Genomic DNA, 15,295 nt, shown 5'->3' with positions numbered 1-15,295 from the left:
TGAGCAGGCTCCTCGGTGTCCTGCGGAGACGGGGTACCGTGACCCGGCCGAGCGCGGCCGCCGCTCGCGGTCGAGCCCGGCGGCGCCCGTCCTGACGAGGGCGGCGCGTGGTTCTGGAGCGTGGGCTGGACGTTCCTCCTGGCGAGATCCCGGACCGCCCGCTGTCCGCCGGGAGGGGGCGGGGGGACGCCGCCGAACACGGGCGGGCCGGCCGAGGCCCGCACCGAGCACGACTCCGTCCGCACGAGCCACGGCGAGCACGGCGAGAACCTCCGCGACCGCAGAGCCGGTGGCGCGGCACCGTCCGCACGTACGGGCCGGGTCGGCGCCCCACTCGGTGCGCCCCCGCCCTCGCAGCCCGCCCGGAGCCGCCACCACCCCCCGGCCCCAGCCACCCCCGAGCGCCCGGCTCCGCTCGGGCAAGGCCGGGAGCCCGCACCGGACTTCGCCGACACCCCTGGGGCGGAGCCCGCCACGGCCCCCCGGAGAACCTGGTTGAATTCCCTGAGGGCCCGCCCGGACGCCCCGAGGGCGAGGGCGGGCCCGGCACTCGATCCGACGGAGCGAGGCGTTGTGCGTCCGCCGCACACCCGGCCCGTCATCAGGCTGCGGGGAGACCATGGACAAGGCGAAGCCCACCGGAACGCCCGACGGGGCCGTGCCCGACGCGACCGGGGACTCCCACGGGACTGCGGCGGAGCCCGACGGTCCGGCGACGGCTCCCGAGGCCACCGGGGCCCCTGCCGCCGGGCTGACCAAGGCGGACCCGGCAGAGCCCGTGCAACCCCCCGCGCCCACCGTCCCCGGACAGGCGGAGGAAGCGACCTCCTCCCCGGCCGCCGAGTCGCCCGCGACCGTGCCCGCCCCCCGTACCGGCGGCGCCCCGGACGGCCTCGTCCCCGCCCAGCAGCAGGCCCCCGCCGAACGTCCCCGTCCGCTGCACGCCCCCGACCCGTACAGCACCCCGCCCTACGGCGAACCGGGGCCCTGGGCCCCCGCCCCGCCGGTCCAGCGCCCGGTCCCGACCCCGGCGCACGGCACCTACCTGCCGCCCGGGACCCCGGCCCACGGCACGCCCGTACCGCCCGTGCCCGAGGCCGGACCGCCGCTGCCGGGCGGGGAGTGGGGGCGTTACGACCCGTGGGCGGCGCCGGGGGCGCTGGTCGCGGAGTCCGGGGGCGGGCCCGGGGAGCGGCGCCGGGAGCGGCGGGCCGGGCGGGGGCGGCTGGTCGGGGCGGCGCTGGTGCTGGCGCTGGTCGCGGGGTCCGTCGGCGGGTACGTCGGGATGCGGCTGGAGCGGCACGGCGGGCTCGGTACGGTCGAGCTGGAGCAGGCGTCCGGCCAGACCGGTGAGCGCGCCCCGGACAGCGTCGCCGGGATCGCCGCGCGGACCCTGCCCGGCGTCGTCACGCTGCACGTCAGCGGCGGCGACGGCGGAGCCCTCGGCACCGGCTTCGTGCTGGACGGGCGGGGCCACATCCTCACCAACCACCACGTGGTGGAGTCCGCCTCGGACGGCGGCTCGATAAGAGTCACCTTCAACGGCGGCGAGACCGCCCGGGCCCGCATGGTCGGCGGCGACCCCGGGTACGACCTGGCCGTGGTGAAGGTCTCCGGCGTCTCGGGGCTGACCCCGCTGCCGCTCGGCGACTCCGACGAGGTCCGCGTCGGTGACCCGGTGGTGGCCATCGGCGCCCCCTTCGACCTGGCCAACACCGTCACCTCCGGCATCATCAGCGCCAAGGAGCGCCCCATCACGGCGGGCGGCGAGAAGGGCGACGGCTCCGACATCAGTTACGTCGACGCCCTCCAGACCGACGCCCCCATCAACCCGGGCAACTCCGGCGGCCCCCTCGTCGACGAGCGGGCCCGCGTCATCGGCATCAACAGCGCCATCCACGCCGCCGGCGGCGTGGACCGCCAGGACGACTCGGCCGGCAGTGTCGGCCTCGGCTTCGCCATCCCCGTCAACCAGGCCAAGCGGGTCGCCGAGGAACTGATCAACCACGGCCGGGCCACCCACCCGGTGATCGGGGTCACCCTCGACATGGGGTACGAGGGCGAGGGTGCCAAGGTCGGCGGCGAGGCGGCCGGGGGAGGCCCGGCCGTCACCCCGGGCGGCCCGGCCGACCGGACGGACATCGCCGCCGGTGACGTGATCACCGAGGTCGACGGCGTCCCGGTCGCCTCCGGCGAGGAGCTGATCATCAAGATCCGCTCGCACCGGCCGGGCGACCGCCTCGACCTCACGGTGGAGCGGGACGGCGAGAGCCGCCGGGTCACCCTCGAACTGGGCTCCTCGGGCCCCTCCTGAGCCGGCGCGGCACCGGCGGGGCCGCCGCGGCCCGGGTCGTACCGCGGGCGGCGCGGGGGCTAGGGCCTGCCCGGCGGATCTTCGTGGGCCTGCGACGCCTGGCACGCACTCCCGCCGCACGCACGCATCACCCGAGTACGTCCAGTACGAGGGAGATCCGGGCGCACGCCGAGAGCACGCACCAGACGCCGCAGGCTCTTCCACGAAGATCCGCCGGACAGGCCCTAACGCCGGGTGCACGGTGAGGCGGGTGGGGCGGTACGGTACCGCCCGCCGGGGCGGGCCGGGTAACGTGGAGCGGGCCCCGGTCGAGTGATGTCCCGCCGTGGGGCCGCGGACCGCCGCAAGGAGCTGCTAGGTGTTCAACGACATTGGTCTACTCGAAGTCCTGACGATCGTCGTGCTCGCCGTACTCATCTTCGGCCCCGACAAGCTCCCCAAGGTCATCCAGGACGTCGCCGGCTTCATCCGCAAGATCCGCGACTTCTCCGACAGCGCCAAGCGCGACATCCGCGAGGAACTCGGCCCCGAGTTCAAGGACTTCGAGTTCGAGGACCTCAACCCGAAGACCTTCATCCGCAAGCAGCTGGAGAACGACGACCTCGGGCTGAAGGACATCCGCGACAGCTTCGACCTCCGCAAGGAGATGGGCGACGTCGCCGACGCGGTCAACGGCCGCGAGGAGGCCGAGTCGGTCGCCGGACCCGCCGCGGACGGCCCCGTGGACCTCACCAAGCGCCCGGAGAAGAGCGCCCCCGTGGCCGCCGGCGAGCGCCCGCCCTTCGACATCGACGCCACCTGATCGCCTGGCGTCCGGACCAACCCGGCGCCCGTGCGGACCCTTCAATCCCGTGTCCCCGGAGCGGGATGGCTATTCTCCCTGTGTTGTTGTCCGGACCGAGGACGCCCGAGGGGGGCGGGCCGCTCCGGACGGGCGAGAGCGAGGAAGGGCCGCAAGATGGAGACCACGGGTAAGTCCCAGAGCGAGTCGGCGACGGTCCTGGAGGGCCCCGACGAGGAGGCCACGGCTCCCGACGAGGCGGGCGGCGGAGCCGCACCCGAGGAGGAACGGCCCGCTCCGGCGCGCCCCCGGCGCCGGGTCGCGCTCGACGGCTTCCTGGCCGCGCCGTTCCCCTGGTACGCGCTGGACGAGGCGTACACCGGGCCGCGCCGACTCCACCACATCGGGCAGGACGCCGACGGCACCGTCCAGCACGGTTCGCTCGGCCACGGCGACGAGCCGGTGGTCCGGGCCGACCTCGGCGACGCCGACGGCCCCCGCGAGCGGTTCGCCGTGGTGGTGACGGTCGGCGACAGCCCCGTCCGCCGTACCGCCGACGGCACCGGCGTCCTGGAGGCCACCTCCGAGGCGTCGGCGGCCTGGCTGGCCGGGCAGGGCCTGCTCGCCGTGACGTGGCCCGCGCAGATGGACCACACCCTGCGCGACGACTGGCTGGAGCAGCAGACCGAGACGGCCTGGGCGCTCGCCGACGACCTCCAGGGCCCCGCCTGGTCGACGCTGATGCTCCCGGTCGACGGCGTCTCCACGCCCTTCCACTACCGCGAGTCGGAGTTCGGCTGGGTCCTGGCCGGCTCCACCCCCGGCGGCGTCCATCTCGGCGCGTACGGGCGCGGGCTCAGCGCGTACGGCCTCGGCTTCGCGGTCGTCAAGGACGTGGCGGCCTACGCCGACCAGGGGTGACGACGGGCCCGTGCTCCCCCGAGTACGGGACAGGGCGCCTCCCCGGTGGGAAGGCGCCCCGGTGGTCCGAGCGGTGCGCGGTCAGAACTTGTTGCGCGGGGTGATCCCCAGCGAGAGGCCCGAGAGGCCGCGCTGACGGCCGCCCAGCTTCCCGGCGATGGAGCGCAGCGCGCTGCCGGCGGGGGACTCGGGGTCGGTGAGGACCACCGGGCGCCCGTCGTCGCCGCCCTCGCGCAGCCGCACGTCGATCGGGATGGAGCCGAGGACCGGCACGGTGGCGCCGGTGGTGCGGGTCAGGCCGTCGGCGACGAGCTGGCCGCCGCCGGTGCCGAAGACGTCGACCATCTCGTCGCAGTGCGGGCAGGGCAGGCCCGACATGTTCTCGACCACGCCGACGATCTTCTGGTGGGTCTGCACGGCGATCGAGCCGGCCCGCTCGGCGACCTCGGCGGCGGCCTGCTGCGGGGTGGTCACCACCAGGATCTCGGCGTTGGGCACCAGCTGGGCCACGGAGATGGCGATGTCGCCGGTGCCGGGCGGCAGGTCGAGCAGGAGGATGTCCAGGTCGCCCCAGAAGACGTCCGCGAGGAACTGCTGGAGCGCGCGGTGGAGCATCGGGCCGCGCCACACCACGGGGGCGTTGCCCGGGGTGAACATGCCGATCGAGATGACCTTCACGCCGTTGGCCGACGGCGGCATGATCATGTCCTCGACCTGGGTCGGGCGGCCGTCCACGCCGAGCATCCGCGGCACGCTGTGGCCGTAGATGTCCGCGTCGACCACGCCGACCTTGAGCCCGTCGGCGGCCATCGCGGCGGCCAGGTTGACCGTCACCGAGGACTTGCCGACGCCGCCCTTGCCGGAGGCGACCGCGTAGACCCGGGTGAGCGAGCCCGGCTTGGCGAAGGGGACCTCGCGCTCGGCGGTGCCGCCGCGCAGGGCGTTCGCCAGCTCGCGGCGCTGCTCGTCGCTCATCACGTCGAGGCTGACCTCGACGGAGGTGACCCCCTCGACGGCCTGCACCGCGTCGGTCACCCGCTGGGTGATGGTCTCGCGCATGGGGCAGCCGGAGACGGTGAGGTACACCGTGACGGCGACCGCTCCGTCCGGGCCGATCTCCACCGATTTGACCATGCCGAGTTCGGTGATCGGCCGATGGATCTCGGGGTCGTCCACTGTCGCCAGTGCCTCGCGCACCGCGTCTTCCGTAGCTGCCATACCCCCGATAGTACGGGGGCCGTCCAGGCTTTCCGGAAGGGCGGGGGAGGGGCCTGGGTGGGTGCGGGAGCGCGATACTACTGGTCAGTAGGGGCGTGGGCGGTCCGCTGTCTGATTGGTCACGCCGCGTCAGCCCCGGTCGGAGCCGCCCTCGCCGGGCCGGTGCTCCCCGCGCCCGGCGCCCTCCTCCACCGGCCGGCCCCGCTCGTCCAGCTCACGCAGCAGGTCCTGGAGCTCGGAGCGAATCCAGTCCCGGGTCGCCACCTCGCCGAGGTTCTGCCGCAGCGCGGCCACCTCGCGGCTCAGGAACTCGGTGTCCGCGATCGACCGCTCGTTCTGCTTGCGGTCCTGTTCCAGATTGACCTTGTCCCGGTCGTCCTGCCGGTTCTGCGCCAGCAGGATCAGCGGGGCCGCGTAGGAGGCCTGGAGGGAGAGGGCCAGGGTCAGGAAGATGAACGGGTACTCGTCGAAGCGGAGCGAGTCGGGGACGGTGACGTTCCACACCACCCACATGATGATGATGACCGTCATCCAGACGATGAACCGGCCCGTCCCGAGGAACCGCGCGATCCGCTCCGAGAGCCGCCCGAAGGCGTCCGGGTCGTACTCCGGGAGCACCCGGCGGCGCGGCGCGCGGGGCACGTCGAGGCGGATGCGGGGGCGCGCCGACTCGTTCACCCGGCGCTCGCGCTCGCGGCTCTCCCGCGCCTCCCGGTCCTCGCGCGTCTCCTTCCCCCGCTCACTCATCGTTCTCCTCCCCCGACAGCAGGAACTCCGTCTCGCGCCAGTCGTCCGGCAGCAGGTGGTCCAGGACGTCGTCCACCGTCACCGCGCCCAGCAGCGACCCGCTCTCGTCGACCACGGCCGCCGCCACGATGTCGTACGTGGCGAAGAACCCGGCCACCGCGCGCAGCGGCGTCTCCGGCGACAGCGGCTGGAGGTCGTCGTCGAGCATCGCGCTGACCAGCGTGTACGGCGGATCGCGCAGCAGCCGCTGGAAGTGCACCGTGCCCAGGTACTTGCCGGTCGGGGTCTGGTCGGGCGGGCGGCAGACGTAGACCTGCGCGGCCAGCGCCGGCGAGAGGTCGGGGTTGCGCACCCGGGCCAGCGCGTCCGCGACCGTCGAGTCGGGCCGCACCACCACCGGCTCGGTGGTCATCAGCCCGCCCGCCGTCCGCTCCTCGTACGCCATCAGCCGCCGCACGTCGGCCGCGTCGCCCGGCTGCATCAGGGTGAGCAGCCGCTCCTTCTCCTCCTCGGGCAGCTCCGCCAGCAGGTCGGCCGCGTCGTCCGGGTCCATCGCCTCCAGGACGTCGGCGGCCCGCTCCTCCTTGAGCTTGCCGAGGATCTCGATCTGGTCGTCCTCCGGCAGCTCCTCCAGGACGTCGGCGAGCCGGTCGTCCTGGAGCGCCGCCGCCACCTCCGCCCGGCGCTTGGGGGAGAGGTGGTGCAGGACGTTGGCGAGGTCGGCCGGGCGCAACTGCTCGAAGGTGGCCAGCAGGCTCTCCGCGCCCTGGCCCTCCTCCTCCAGCGAGAACCCGGTCACCGCCGACCACTCGACGGTCAGCGTCTCCCCCCGCCGCCGCAGTGCGCCGCCGCGCCCCTTGCGGACGAAGACCCGGTCGATCTCCCAGTCGCGGCGGGCCGGGAGCTGACGGATCGACACGTCGAGGACGGTGGCCTCCTCGTCGGTCTCCAGCAGCCGCACCCGCCGGTCCAGCAGTTCGCCGAGGACCAGCCGCTCGGTGGGCCGCTGCTCGAACCGCCGGACGTTGAGGACGCCGGTGGTGATGACCTGGCCGGACTCGATGCCGGTGACGCGGGTGATGGGCAGGAAGATGCGGCGGCGCGTCGCCACCTCCACCACCAGACCCAGCAGCCGCGGCGGCCTGCGCCCCACCCGCAACATCGCCACCAGGTCCCGCACCCGGCCGACCTGGTCGCCGTTGGGGTCGAAGACGGCGACACCGGACAGGTGCGAGACGAAGATCCTCGGAGTGCCTCCCGCCATGGGCCGCGCCACCTCCTCCTCGGGGACGGACGGATTACCTGATGCGCGTTCCCCAAGATCGGGAACGGAATCAGGCTAGCCCGTCCGGGGCCCCGCCGCCCGGCCCCGAGGTCCGTACGGCCCGACGGGCGCGTGGCGCGGACCGGTCCTCCCGGCCGCGGAAGGGGGACCTCCGGACGGCGGCTGTGACCCCGGGTACGCTGCCGTACTGCCGCGTACGGCAGTCGGCCGACCCGCCCCGCGCGCGGCCACCACGACGCCCCCCGACGAGAGGCAGCGACCGACGTGACTGTGATTTCCCCGGGGAGCCACCCGCCGGCCCGCAGGGCCGCGCCGCGTACGACGGCCCTCTGCGCGGGGCTGCTCGCCGGGATCACCGCGCTGACCGGCTGCTCCTCGCCCGACCCCGACGAGGGCACCAACGGCGTCGGCAAGCTCTCCGCCGCCCAGATCCACGCCAAGGCCAAGCAGGCCGCCGGCGCCTCCGCCACCGTCCGCCTCACCGGCTCGCTGATCAGCGAGGGCGAGACCTTCAAGCTCGACATGCGGCTGAAGAAGGACGGCGGGCTCGGCAAGGTCACCTCGAAGAACGGCGAGTTCCAGCTGATGCGCGTGGGCGAGCAGCTCTTCCTCAAGGCCCGGGCCGACTTCTGGACCCACGACAAGGGCGAGGACAAGTCCACCGAGGCCGACAGCGAGGCCGCCGACAAGCTGGACGGCATGTTCGTGAAGGTCCCCGAGGGAGACCCCGCCTACAAGCAGCTCACCACCTTCACCGACAAGGACGTCCTCCTCGAAGGACTGCTCACCCTGCACGGCAAGGTCGCCACCGGCGAGCGCGGCAGCGTCGGCGGCACCCGCACCATCGCCGTCTCCGGCGACGGCGGGTCGGGCGGCACCCTCGACGTCTCCCTGGAGGGCACCGCGTACCCGCTGCGCCTCACCCGGGCCGGGGACGCCGGCGAGCTGCGCATGCGCGACTGGAACGAGAAGTTCACCCTCAAGGCCCCGGCCGAGGACGAGATGGTCGACTACGGCCGCGAACTGCCCAGCGACTGACCGGGGACGCGCCTCACTCGGGCTTGCGCGCCTTGCGCCGCCCCAGCCCGAACAGCAGCTTGGGCAGGGCCGCCGGGACCGGCTCGCGGGTGGTCGCCGGGGTCGCGGCGGGCGGCTCGGCGAGGCTGGAGTCGGGCAGCGGCTCGACGGTCCCGGTCGGGGTGAGGCGGACGACGCGGCAGTCCTTGGCCCAGCGTGCGGTCAGGTGCTCGCTGTCGGGGGCGTTGAGCCGCTTGCCCTTCAGCTCGGCGACGGCCGCCTCCCAGGCCTCGGTCCCCGGCGCCACCTCGGACACCGCGGCCCGCCAGGTCAGCAGGCGCCCGCCCTTGTCCTTGCTGCGGACCGTCACCGACGCCTGGCCGCCGTCGGCCAGCTCCGGCAGCGGCTGCTCGCCCGGGCCGTCGCCGACCAGCACCGCCGCGCCGTCCAGCCACACGTGCCACACCGGCCGGGCCGCCCTCGGGCCGCCCTGGACCCAGATGAGCCCCGACTTCTTGGTGGCCTCCTCGATGAGGGCCCGCTCCAGCAGCGTCGTCTGCGTCATGGGCTCAGCGTAGAGGCAGCTGTTCAGGCCGGACGGCGGGCCTCGACCAGGGTGCGGGTGGAGTGGGCGACGAAGGGGCCTTCGGCGGTGATCCGCTCGTGCAGCCCGCGCAGCTTGTCGCGGTACGCCTCGACGGTGAAGCCGGGCACCGTCCACACCACCTTGCGCAGGAAGTGGACGACGGCGCCGATGTCGTGGAACTCCATCCGCAGCCGCTCGGTGCGCTGGTCCACCACCTCCAGCCCGGCCTCCTCCGCCTGGGCCCGTTCCCTCTCGGGATGGCGCAGCCGGCGGACCTCGCCGCCGAGCGGGCCGAGGAAGAACTCGCTCAGCTCGAAGACGGTCTCCGGGCCGACGTGCTGGGCGAAGTAGGTGCCGGCGGGCGCCAGCACCCGGGCGATCTCCGGCCACCACACGGTCGCCGGGTGGCGGCTGGTGACCAGGTCGAAGGCGCCGTCGGCGAAGGGCAGCGGCGGCTCCTCGGGTCCGGCGACGACGACCACGCCGCGCGGCTGGAGGAGCCGGGTGGCGCGGGCCAGGTTGGGCGGCCAGGACTCGGTGGCGGCCATCGCCGGCGGGTACGGACCCGCCCCCGCGAGCACTTCGCCCCCGCCTGTCTGGAGGTCGAGGGCGGAGCGGACGGCGGGGTCGGCGAGCCGCCCGGCCAGCAGCCGCTGGTACCCCCAGGAGGGGCGTTCCTCGGTGGCCCGCCCCTCGAACCAGGAGAAGTCCCAGCCGTCGACCGGGGCCGCCTCGCCCTCGGCGACCAGCGCGTCGAAGTCGGGGGACCGAGGGGCGTGGGTGTCGGGAGAGCTGTGCGGCATCAGGCCATCATGGCCGCGACGCGGGCCCCGGACCACCGTTTTCCCCGGTCCGGGGCCCGTCGCCGTGCCGCTCAGAGCCAGCCGTTCCGCTTCAGCGTGCGGTGGATGGCGATACAGGTGCCGAAGATCACGCCGAGCACCAGCGGATAGCCGAACTTCCATTCCACTTCCGGCATGTACTCGAAGTTCATGCCGTAGACGCCGCAGATCATCGTGGGGACGGCGATGATCGCCGCCCAGGAGGTGATCTTCCGCATGTCCGAGTTCTGGGCGAGGGTGGCCTGCGCCAGGTTGGCCTGGAGGATCGAGTTGAGCAGTTCGTCGAAGCCGAGGACGTGTTCCTGGACGCGGGTCAGGTGGTCGGCGACGTCGCGGAAGTACTTCTGGATGTCCGGGTCGATCAGCCGCATCGGGCGCTCGCTGAGCAGCTGGAGCGGCCGCGACAGCGGTGCCACCGCCCGCTTGAACTCCAGCACCTCCCGCTTGAGCTGGTAGATGCGCCCCGCGTCGACGCCCCGCGAGGTGCCCCTGCCCGGCGCGGTGAAGACCTCCGTCTCCACCTCGTCGATGTCGTCCTGCATCGCGTCGGCCACCGCGAGGTAGCCGTCGACGATGTGGTCCGCTATGGCGTGCAGCACCGCCGAGGGGCCCTTCGCCAGCAGCTCGGGGTCCTCCTGGAGGCGGCGGCGGAGCGCTCGCAGCGAGCCCTGGCCGCCGTGCCGGACGGTGATGAAGAAGTCCCGGCCGGTGAAGCACATGACCTCGCCGGTCTCCACCACCTCGCTGGTGGCGGTGAGTTCGGCGTGGTCGACGTAGTGGATGGTCTTGAAGACGGTGAACAGGGTGTCGTCGTACCGCTCCAGCTTCGGCCGCTGGTGGGCGTGGACGGCGTCCTCCACGGCGAGCGGGTGCAGCCCGAACTCGGCGGCGATCCCGGCGAATTCCTCCTCGGTCGGCTCGTGCAGCCCGATCCAGGCGAAGCCGCCGCCACGGCGGACCCGCAGCATCGCCTCGTGCGGCGTGAGCGGCTCCTCGTGGACGAGGCGGCGGCCGTCGCGGTAGACGGCGCAGTCCACCACGGCGGAGTGGGCGGAGGCGGAACGGGTGGTGTCGTAGGCGGCGCCGGAGGGGCTGGCCTTGCGCAGCGAGGGCCGGACGGCGGCACGCAGGTCACGGATCATCGACATGGGGCGGACTCCTTGCGACGGGGCCGCCGCCGGGTGGAACTACCCGGAATGGGGACGTCCGGACCAGGGCGGCCGGCTCATCCGCAAAGCGGGGAGCACCGCACCGGCATGCTGGCGGCCAACGCGGCTGAACGGGGATCGGGCGTGGTGCCTGGAGCCCTTCCGTCGAGCCGCGCGGAGGGAAGACCGAGAGGTTTTACCGGGCCTGACCCGGGTAGTTCAGCTTCGGTTCCGCGGAGAGCAGCTAGCGGCGGCGACGTTGCCGCCGGAGGGAAGGGCGGGTCGTACTGCACGGTCGACTTCGATCCATGACAGCCCCACCTCCTCCGGCCGGTCCCCCTTGAGGGATGACGATGTCGGGCGAGAAAGCACGCTCGGCGCGCTGCCCTGACCGGCGGCCCAGACTAGCAGCAGCTCAGTGTGTCAAGACCCCACTTTGCCTGTTCCATACGCGGCAGTTCACCCGCTGTGGCCCGCCTCACGTACGCCGTTGCGCCACCCGGCCGTACCCCTCGCACTCCCGCCCGCGCCCGCCCCGGAGCCGCGCGCGGGCGCCGGTTAAGGTCACGGCATGGCTGATGTACTCCCGCTGGTCGAGGCCCGGCTGCGCAGCGCGCTCGGCGAGCCGGACGCCCGCGCCGCGATCACCTTCCTCGGCACCGACCGCGTCGAGGTGCTGCGCTTCCTCGACGCGGGCGCCCCCGGACCCGCCGCCGCGGCCGACCGGCCCCTGGTCCGGTACGCCACCCTCGGCATGTCCGCCCAGCCGATGGCCGACCCCACGGCGACCCTCGCCGACCCGGTCAGGGGTCCCCGCGCCGAGCTGGTGCTGACCGTGGCCGCCGGGGCCGCCGACACCGACAAGGTGCTCCGCCCGCTCGCCGTCCTGGCCGCCTCCCCGCAGGTGGAAGGGGTGATCGTGGCCCCGGGCGCCTCGCTGGACGTCGGCGAGCCGCTGTGGCCCGGGGCGCCCTTCAGCTCCGTGCTGGTCGCCGAGCCGGGCGGGCTGGTGGAGGACCTGGAGCTGGACGAGCCGATGGAGCCGGTCCGCTTCCTGCCGCTGCTGCCGATGACGCCCAACGAGGCCGCCTGGAAGCGGGTGCACGGCGCCCAGGCCCTCCAGGAGCGCTGGCTCACCCACGAGACCGACCTGCGCGACCCGCACCGTACCTCGGTGCCGCTCGACTGACCCGGTCCCCGGTACGTACACAGGCGGCGGGCCGTCCACCCCCAGGGAGGACGGCCCGCCGTGCTGTGGCCACGGTGCGGCATTCACTCGGCGAAGACGGCGACCCCGTCCTCGACGGCGTGGCGCGGCTCCTCCTCGACGGCCTCCTCGGCCAGGGCGCGGCGGCGGGCCCAGACCACGCCGGCGCCGAGGACGGCGGTGACGGCCCCGACCACGAACGGGATGTGCGGATCGGTCCACTCCTCGATCTTCGGGGCGAAGAACGGCGCGGCCGCCGCCGCGAACCAGCGCACGAAGTTGTACCCGGCGCTCGCCACCGGCCGGGGCGCGTCCGAGACGCCGAGGGCCAGCTCGGTGTAGACGGTGTTGTTGACGCCGATGAAGGCACCGGCGAGGACGGTGCAGACGATGGCGACGGTGTGGTTGCCGTAACCGAGCACCAGGACGTCCACCGCGAGCAGCAGCAGCGAGCCGCCGAGCACCTTCAGCGAGCCGAACCGCCGCTGGAGGCGCGGGGCGACCAGCACCGAGAAGACGGCGAGCAGCAGGCCCCAGGCGAAGAAGACGGCGCCGGACTTGTACGGGGTCATGTTCAGCACGAACGGCGTGAAGGCCAGCACCGTGAAGAACGTGTAGTTGTAGAAGAAGGCCGAGGCCGCGACGGAGGCGAGGCCGCCGTGGCCGAGTGCCTTGACCGGGTCGAGCAGGGTCGTCTTCCGCGCGGGCTTCGGCTGTTCCTTGAGCAGGACGGTGATGGCGAGGAAGCCGACGGCCATCAGCGCGGCCGTGCCGAAGAACGGGTAGCGCCAGCTGGCGTCACCGAGGACGGCACCCAGCAGCGGACCGCAGGCCATGCCGAGGCCGAGCGCCGACTCGTAGAGCAGGATCGCCGCGGCGCTGCCGCCGGCCGCCGCGCCGACGATCACGGCCAGCGAGGTCGAGACGAACAGGGCGTTGCCCAGCCCCCAGCCGGCCCGGAAGCCGACCAGTTCGCCGACCGAGTCCGAGGTCCCGGAGAGCGCCGCGAAGACCACGACCAGGGCGAGGCCGAGCAGCAGCGTCCTGCGCCCGCCTATCCGGCTGGAGACGAACCCGGTGACCAGCATCGCCACGGCGGTGATCAGGAAGTACGAGGTGAAGAGCAGGGAGACCTGGGAGGCACCGGCATCCAGGCCCTGCGCGATCGAGGGGAGGATCGGGTCGACGAGCCCGATCCCCATGAAGGCGACGACCGAGGCGCCGGCCGTGGCCCAGACGGCCATGGGCTGCCGCAGCAGCGAGGGGCGCTCGGCGCCGTGGGTGAGGGGATCTGGCTGCGCGGTCTCGCTCCGCATGCTTCCGCTCCTTCTGCCTGGGGGGTGGGGCACATCCACGATAAGTTAGCCAAGCTAATTAGTGCAAGCTACATCTATTTGGGTGTGACGTAGTAGTCGTCCCCGCCGCCGTCCCCCGCTCCTCGGCGTGTCGGCTTGCCCGGCGCGTCCCGTTATCCTCTTCTACGGGCCCGTACGCGCGGCCCGTGGAAGTGTCCGCCCCCCCCACGTCTGGAGTACCGCGTCGTGCGCATCGACCTGCACACCCACTCCACGGCGTCGGACGGCACGGACACCCCCGCGGAGCTGGTGCGCGCCGCCGCGCAGGGCCTGGACGTCGTCGCGCTCACCGACCACGACACCACCCGCGGCCACGCCGAGGCGGCCGCCGCGCTCCCCGAAGGGCTCACCCTCGTCCCGGGCGCCGAACTCTCCTGCCGCCTCACCGGGCCCGACGGCCCCATGGGCGTGCACATGCTGGCCTACCTCTTCGACCCGGACGAGCCGGAACTGCTGCGCCGGCGCGAACTGGTCCGCGACGACCGGGTGCCGCGCGCCCGCGCCATGGTCGACAAGCTCCGCGCCCTCGGTGTCGACGTGACCTGGGAGCAGGTCGCCCGGATCGCCGGGGACGGCTCGGTCGGCCGCCCGCACCTCGCCGAGGCGCTGGTGGAGCTGGGCGTGGTCGCCTCGGTCTCGGACGCCTTCACCGAGGAGTGGCTGGCCGACGGCGGCCGGGCCTACGCCCCCAAGTACGAGCTGGACCCCTTCGAGGCGGTCCGCCTGGTCAAGGCCGCCGGCGGCGTCACCGTCCTCGCCCACCCGCTCGCCGCCCAGCGCGGCCACGTGGTGCCCGAGGAGGCCGTCGCCCGCCTCGCCGAGGCCGGGCTCGACGGCGTCGAGGCCGACCACGCCGAGCACGGCCCCGCCGAGCGCGCCCGGGTCCGCGCCCTCGCGGCCGAGCTGGGCCTGCTCGTCACCGGCTCCAGCGACTACCACGGCACCCGCAAGGACATCGCCCTCGGCGCCCACACCACCGACCCCGAGATCTACGGCGAGATCACCCGCCGGGCCACGGGGGCCTTCCCGGTCCCCGGTGCCGGCGGACGCCCGCGCGCCTGACCGGCCGCCCGGCCGTCCCGTCCTTCCCCCGCGCCTCGGGCGCCCCCCTCCCTCCGTACCCCTCCCGCGGGCCCGCGGCGGCCTCACCGCGCCGCCGTGCCCGCCCCTGAGCAAGTCAAGGCCCCACCGTGTTCGACGTCGCCGTATTCGCCTCCCTCTTCGTCACCCTCTTCGTGATCATGGACCCGCCGGGGATCATGCCGATCTTCCTGGCGCTGACCGCAGGCCGCCCCGCCAAGGTTCAGCGGAAGATGGCCTTCCAGGCCGTCTGCGTCGCCTTCGGCGTCATCGCCGTCTTCGGCGTGCTGGGTCACCAGATCCTCGCCTACCTGCACGTCTCCGTTCCGGCGCTGATGATCGCCGGTGGCCTCCTGCTGCTGCTCATCGCGCTCGACCTGCTCACCGGCAAGACCGAGGAGCCGCAGCAGACCAAGGACGTCAACGTCGCCCTCGTCCCCCTCGGCATGCCGCTGCTGGCCGGGCCCGGCGCCATCGTCTCGGTGATCCTCGCGGTGCAGGACGCCGACGGCACCTCCGCGCAGGTCTCCGTCTGGGCCGCCATCGTCGCCATGCACGTCGTGCTCTGGCTGACCATGCGGTACTCCCTGCTGATCATCCGCGTCATCAAGGACGGCGGCGTCGTCCTGGTGACCCGGCTGGCCGGCATGATGCTCTCCGCCCTCGCCGTGCAGCAGATCATCAACGGCGTCACCCAGGTCGTCCAGGGCACCTGACCCGCGCCCGCGCACGCGAAAGCCTCCGCACCGGGGTTCGGTGCGGAGGCTTCTTCGTCTGCGTGCCCGCCCACGCCA

General features: G+C 73.8%; 14 protein-coding genes. 7 read left to right on the top strand and 7 right to left on the bottom strand.

The window, feature by feature from the left end:
* Window positions 1-619: 619 nt before the first annotated feature.
* From OIM89_RS08760 to OIM89_RS08750, 3 genes are all read left to right on the top strand, one after another.
* Window positions 620-2,314 carry a S1C family serine protease gene (locus tag OIM89_RS08760; protein ID WP_264491124.1) on the top strand — a complete coding sequence of 565 codons (1,695 nt, stop codon included), beginning with the start codon at window positions 620-622 and terminating at the stop codon, window positions 2,312-2,314.
* Window positions 2,315-2,672: 358 nt separating this feature from the next.
* On the top strand, window positions 2,673-3,116 hold the full coding sequence (locus OIM89_RS08755; RefSeq protein WP_003950689.1) for a sec-independent translocase: 444 nt from the start codon (window positions 2,673-2,675) through the stop codon (window positions 3,114-3,116).
* Between the two features lie 156 nt (window positions 3,117-3,272).
* Window positions 3,273-4,016, top strand: coding sequence for a hypothetical protein (locus OIM89_RS08750; protein ID WP_030695739.1), 744 nt, complete (start codon window positions 3,273-3,275; stop codon window positions 4,014-4,016).
* 81 nt (window positions 4,017-4,097) lie between these two features.
* On the opposite strand, the gene OIM89_RS08745 is transcribed toward OIM89_RS08750, so the two are convergent.
* The 3 genes from OIM89_RS08745 to OIM89_RS08735 form a co-directional block, all read right to left on the bottom strand.
* Window positions 4,098-5,234: an Mrp/NBP35 family ATP-binding protein gene (locus OIM89_RS08745; RefSeq protein ID WP_030695738.1), complete on the bottom strand. Its 1,137-nt coding sequence runs from the start codon at window positions 5,232-5,234 to the stop codon at window positions 4,098-4,100.
* A 129-nt stretch (window positions 5,235-5,363) separates the two neighbouring features.
* Entirely contained in the window at window positions 5,364-5,981 is a 618-nt protein-coding gene (locus OIM89_RS08740) for a DUF1003 domain-containing protein (protein ID WP_030695737.1), read from the bottom strand.
* Complete coding sequence (locus tag OIM89_RS08735) at window positions 5,974-7,245, bottom strand: magnesium transporter MgtE N-terminal domain-containing protein (protein ID WP_030695736.1); 1,272 nt, start codon at window positions 7,243-7,245, stop codon at window positions 5,974-5,976. Before OIM89_RS08735 ends, OIM89_RS08740 begins: the two co-directional genes overlap by 8 nt.
* Before the next feature lie 291 nt (window positions 7,246-7,536).
* Here OIM89_RS08735 and OIM89_RS08730 point away from each other — a divergent pair, with 291 nt between their 5' ends.
* Window positions 7,537-8,304, top strand: a complete 768-nt coding sequence (locus OIM89_RS08730) for a hypothetical protein (RefSeq protein WP_030695735.1) — start codon at window positions 7,537-7,539, stop codon at window positions 8,302-8,304.
* Window positions 8,305-8,317: 13 nt separating this feature from the next.
* Here the strand turns inward: OIM89_RS08730 and OIM89_RS08725 are convergent, their stop codons facing one another.
* The 3 genes from OIM89_RS08725 to OIM89_RS08715 all read right to left on the bottom strand — a co-directional run bounded on the left by OIM89_RS08725 (window position 8,318) and on the right by OIM89_RS08715 (window position 10,859).
* Window positions 8,318-8,848, bottom strand: a complete 531-nt coding sequence (locus OIM89_RS08725; protein ID WP_030695734.1) for a hypothetical protein — start codon at window positions 8,846-8,848, stop codon at window positions 8,318-8,320.
* Window positions 8,849-8,871: 23 nt separating this feature from the next.
* Window positions 8,872-9,672, bottom strand: a complete 801-nt coding sequence (locus tag OIM89_RS08720; RefSeq protein WP_217465844.1) for a class I SAM-dependent methyltransferase — start codon at window positions 9,670-9,672, stop codon at window positions 8,872-8,874.
* Between the two features lie 71 nt (window positions 9,673-9,743).
* Window positions 9,744-10,859 carry a magnesium and cobalt transport protein CorA gene (locus OIM89_RS08715; RefSeq protein WP_023417210.1) on the bottom strand — a complete coding sequence of 372 codons (1,116 nt, stop codon included), beginning with the start codon at window positions 10,857-10,859 and terminating at the stop codon, window positions 9,744-9,746.
* A 571-nt stretch (window positions 10,860-11,430) separates the two neighbouring features.
* Between OIM89_RS08715 and OIM89_RS08710 the strand changes: the two genes are divergently transcribed.
* Window positions 11,431-12,048, top strand: a complete 618-nt coding sequence (locus OIM89_RS08710; RefSeq protein WP_030695732.1) for a suppressor of fused domain protein — start codon at window positions 11,431-11,433, stop codon at window positions 12,046-12,048.
* An 83-nt stretch (window positions 12,049-12,131) separates the two neighbouring features.
* Here OIM89_RS08710 and OIM89_RS08705 read toward each other — a convergent pair whose 3' ends face one another.
* The gene (locus OIM89_RS08705) at window positions 12,132-13,382 is read right to left on the bottom strand and encodes an MFS transporter (RefSeq protein ID WP_175456987.1); all 1,251 of its coding nucleotides are present in this window, start codon (window positions 13,380-13,382) and stop codon (window positions 12,132-12,134) included.
* Window positions 13,383-13,607: 225 nt separating this feature from the next.
* Here OIM89_RS08705 and OIM89_RS08700 point away from each other — a divergent pair, with 225 nt between their 5' ends.
* Window positions 13,608-14,483 (top strand): PHP domain-containing protein, encoded by an 876-nt coding sequence (locus OIM89_RS08700; RefSeq protein ID WP_264491123.1) that lies wholly within the window; start codon window positions 13,608-13,610, stop codon window positions 14,481-14,483.
* A 128-nt stretch (window positions 14,484-14,611) separates the two neighbouring features.
* Window positions 14,612-15,217, top strand: a complete 606-nt coding sequence (locus OIM89_RS08695; protein WP_030695729.1) for a MarC family protein — start codon at window positions 14,612-14,614, stop codon at window positions 15,215-15,217.
* Window positions 15,218-15,295 lie beyond the last annotated feature (78 nt).

The sequence above is a fragment of the Streptomyces sp. BI87 genome (assembly GCF_025957665.1).
Classification (GTDB): domain Bacteria; phylum Actinomycetota; class Actinomycetes; order Streptomycetales; family Streptomycetaceae; genus Streptomyces; species Streptomyces albidoflavus.
Note: the sequence above shows the minus strand (reverse complement) of the source record. Positions and strands in the feature narration are given on the sequence as shown.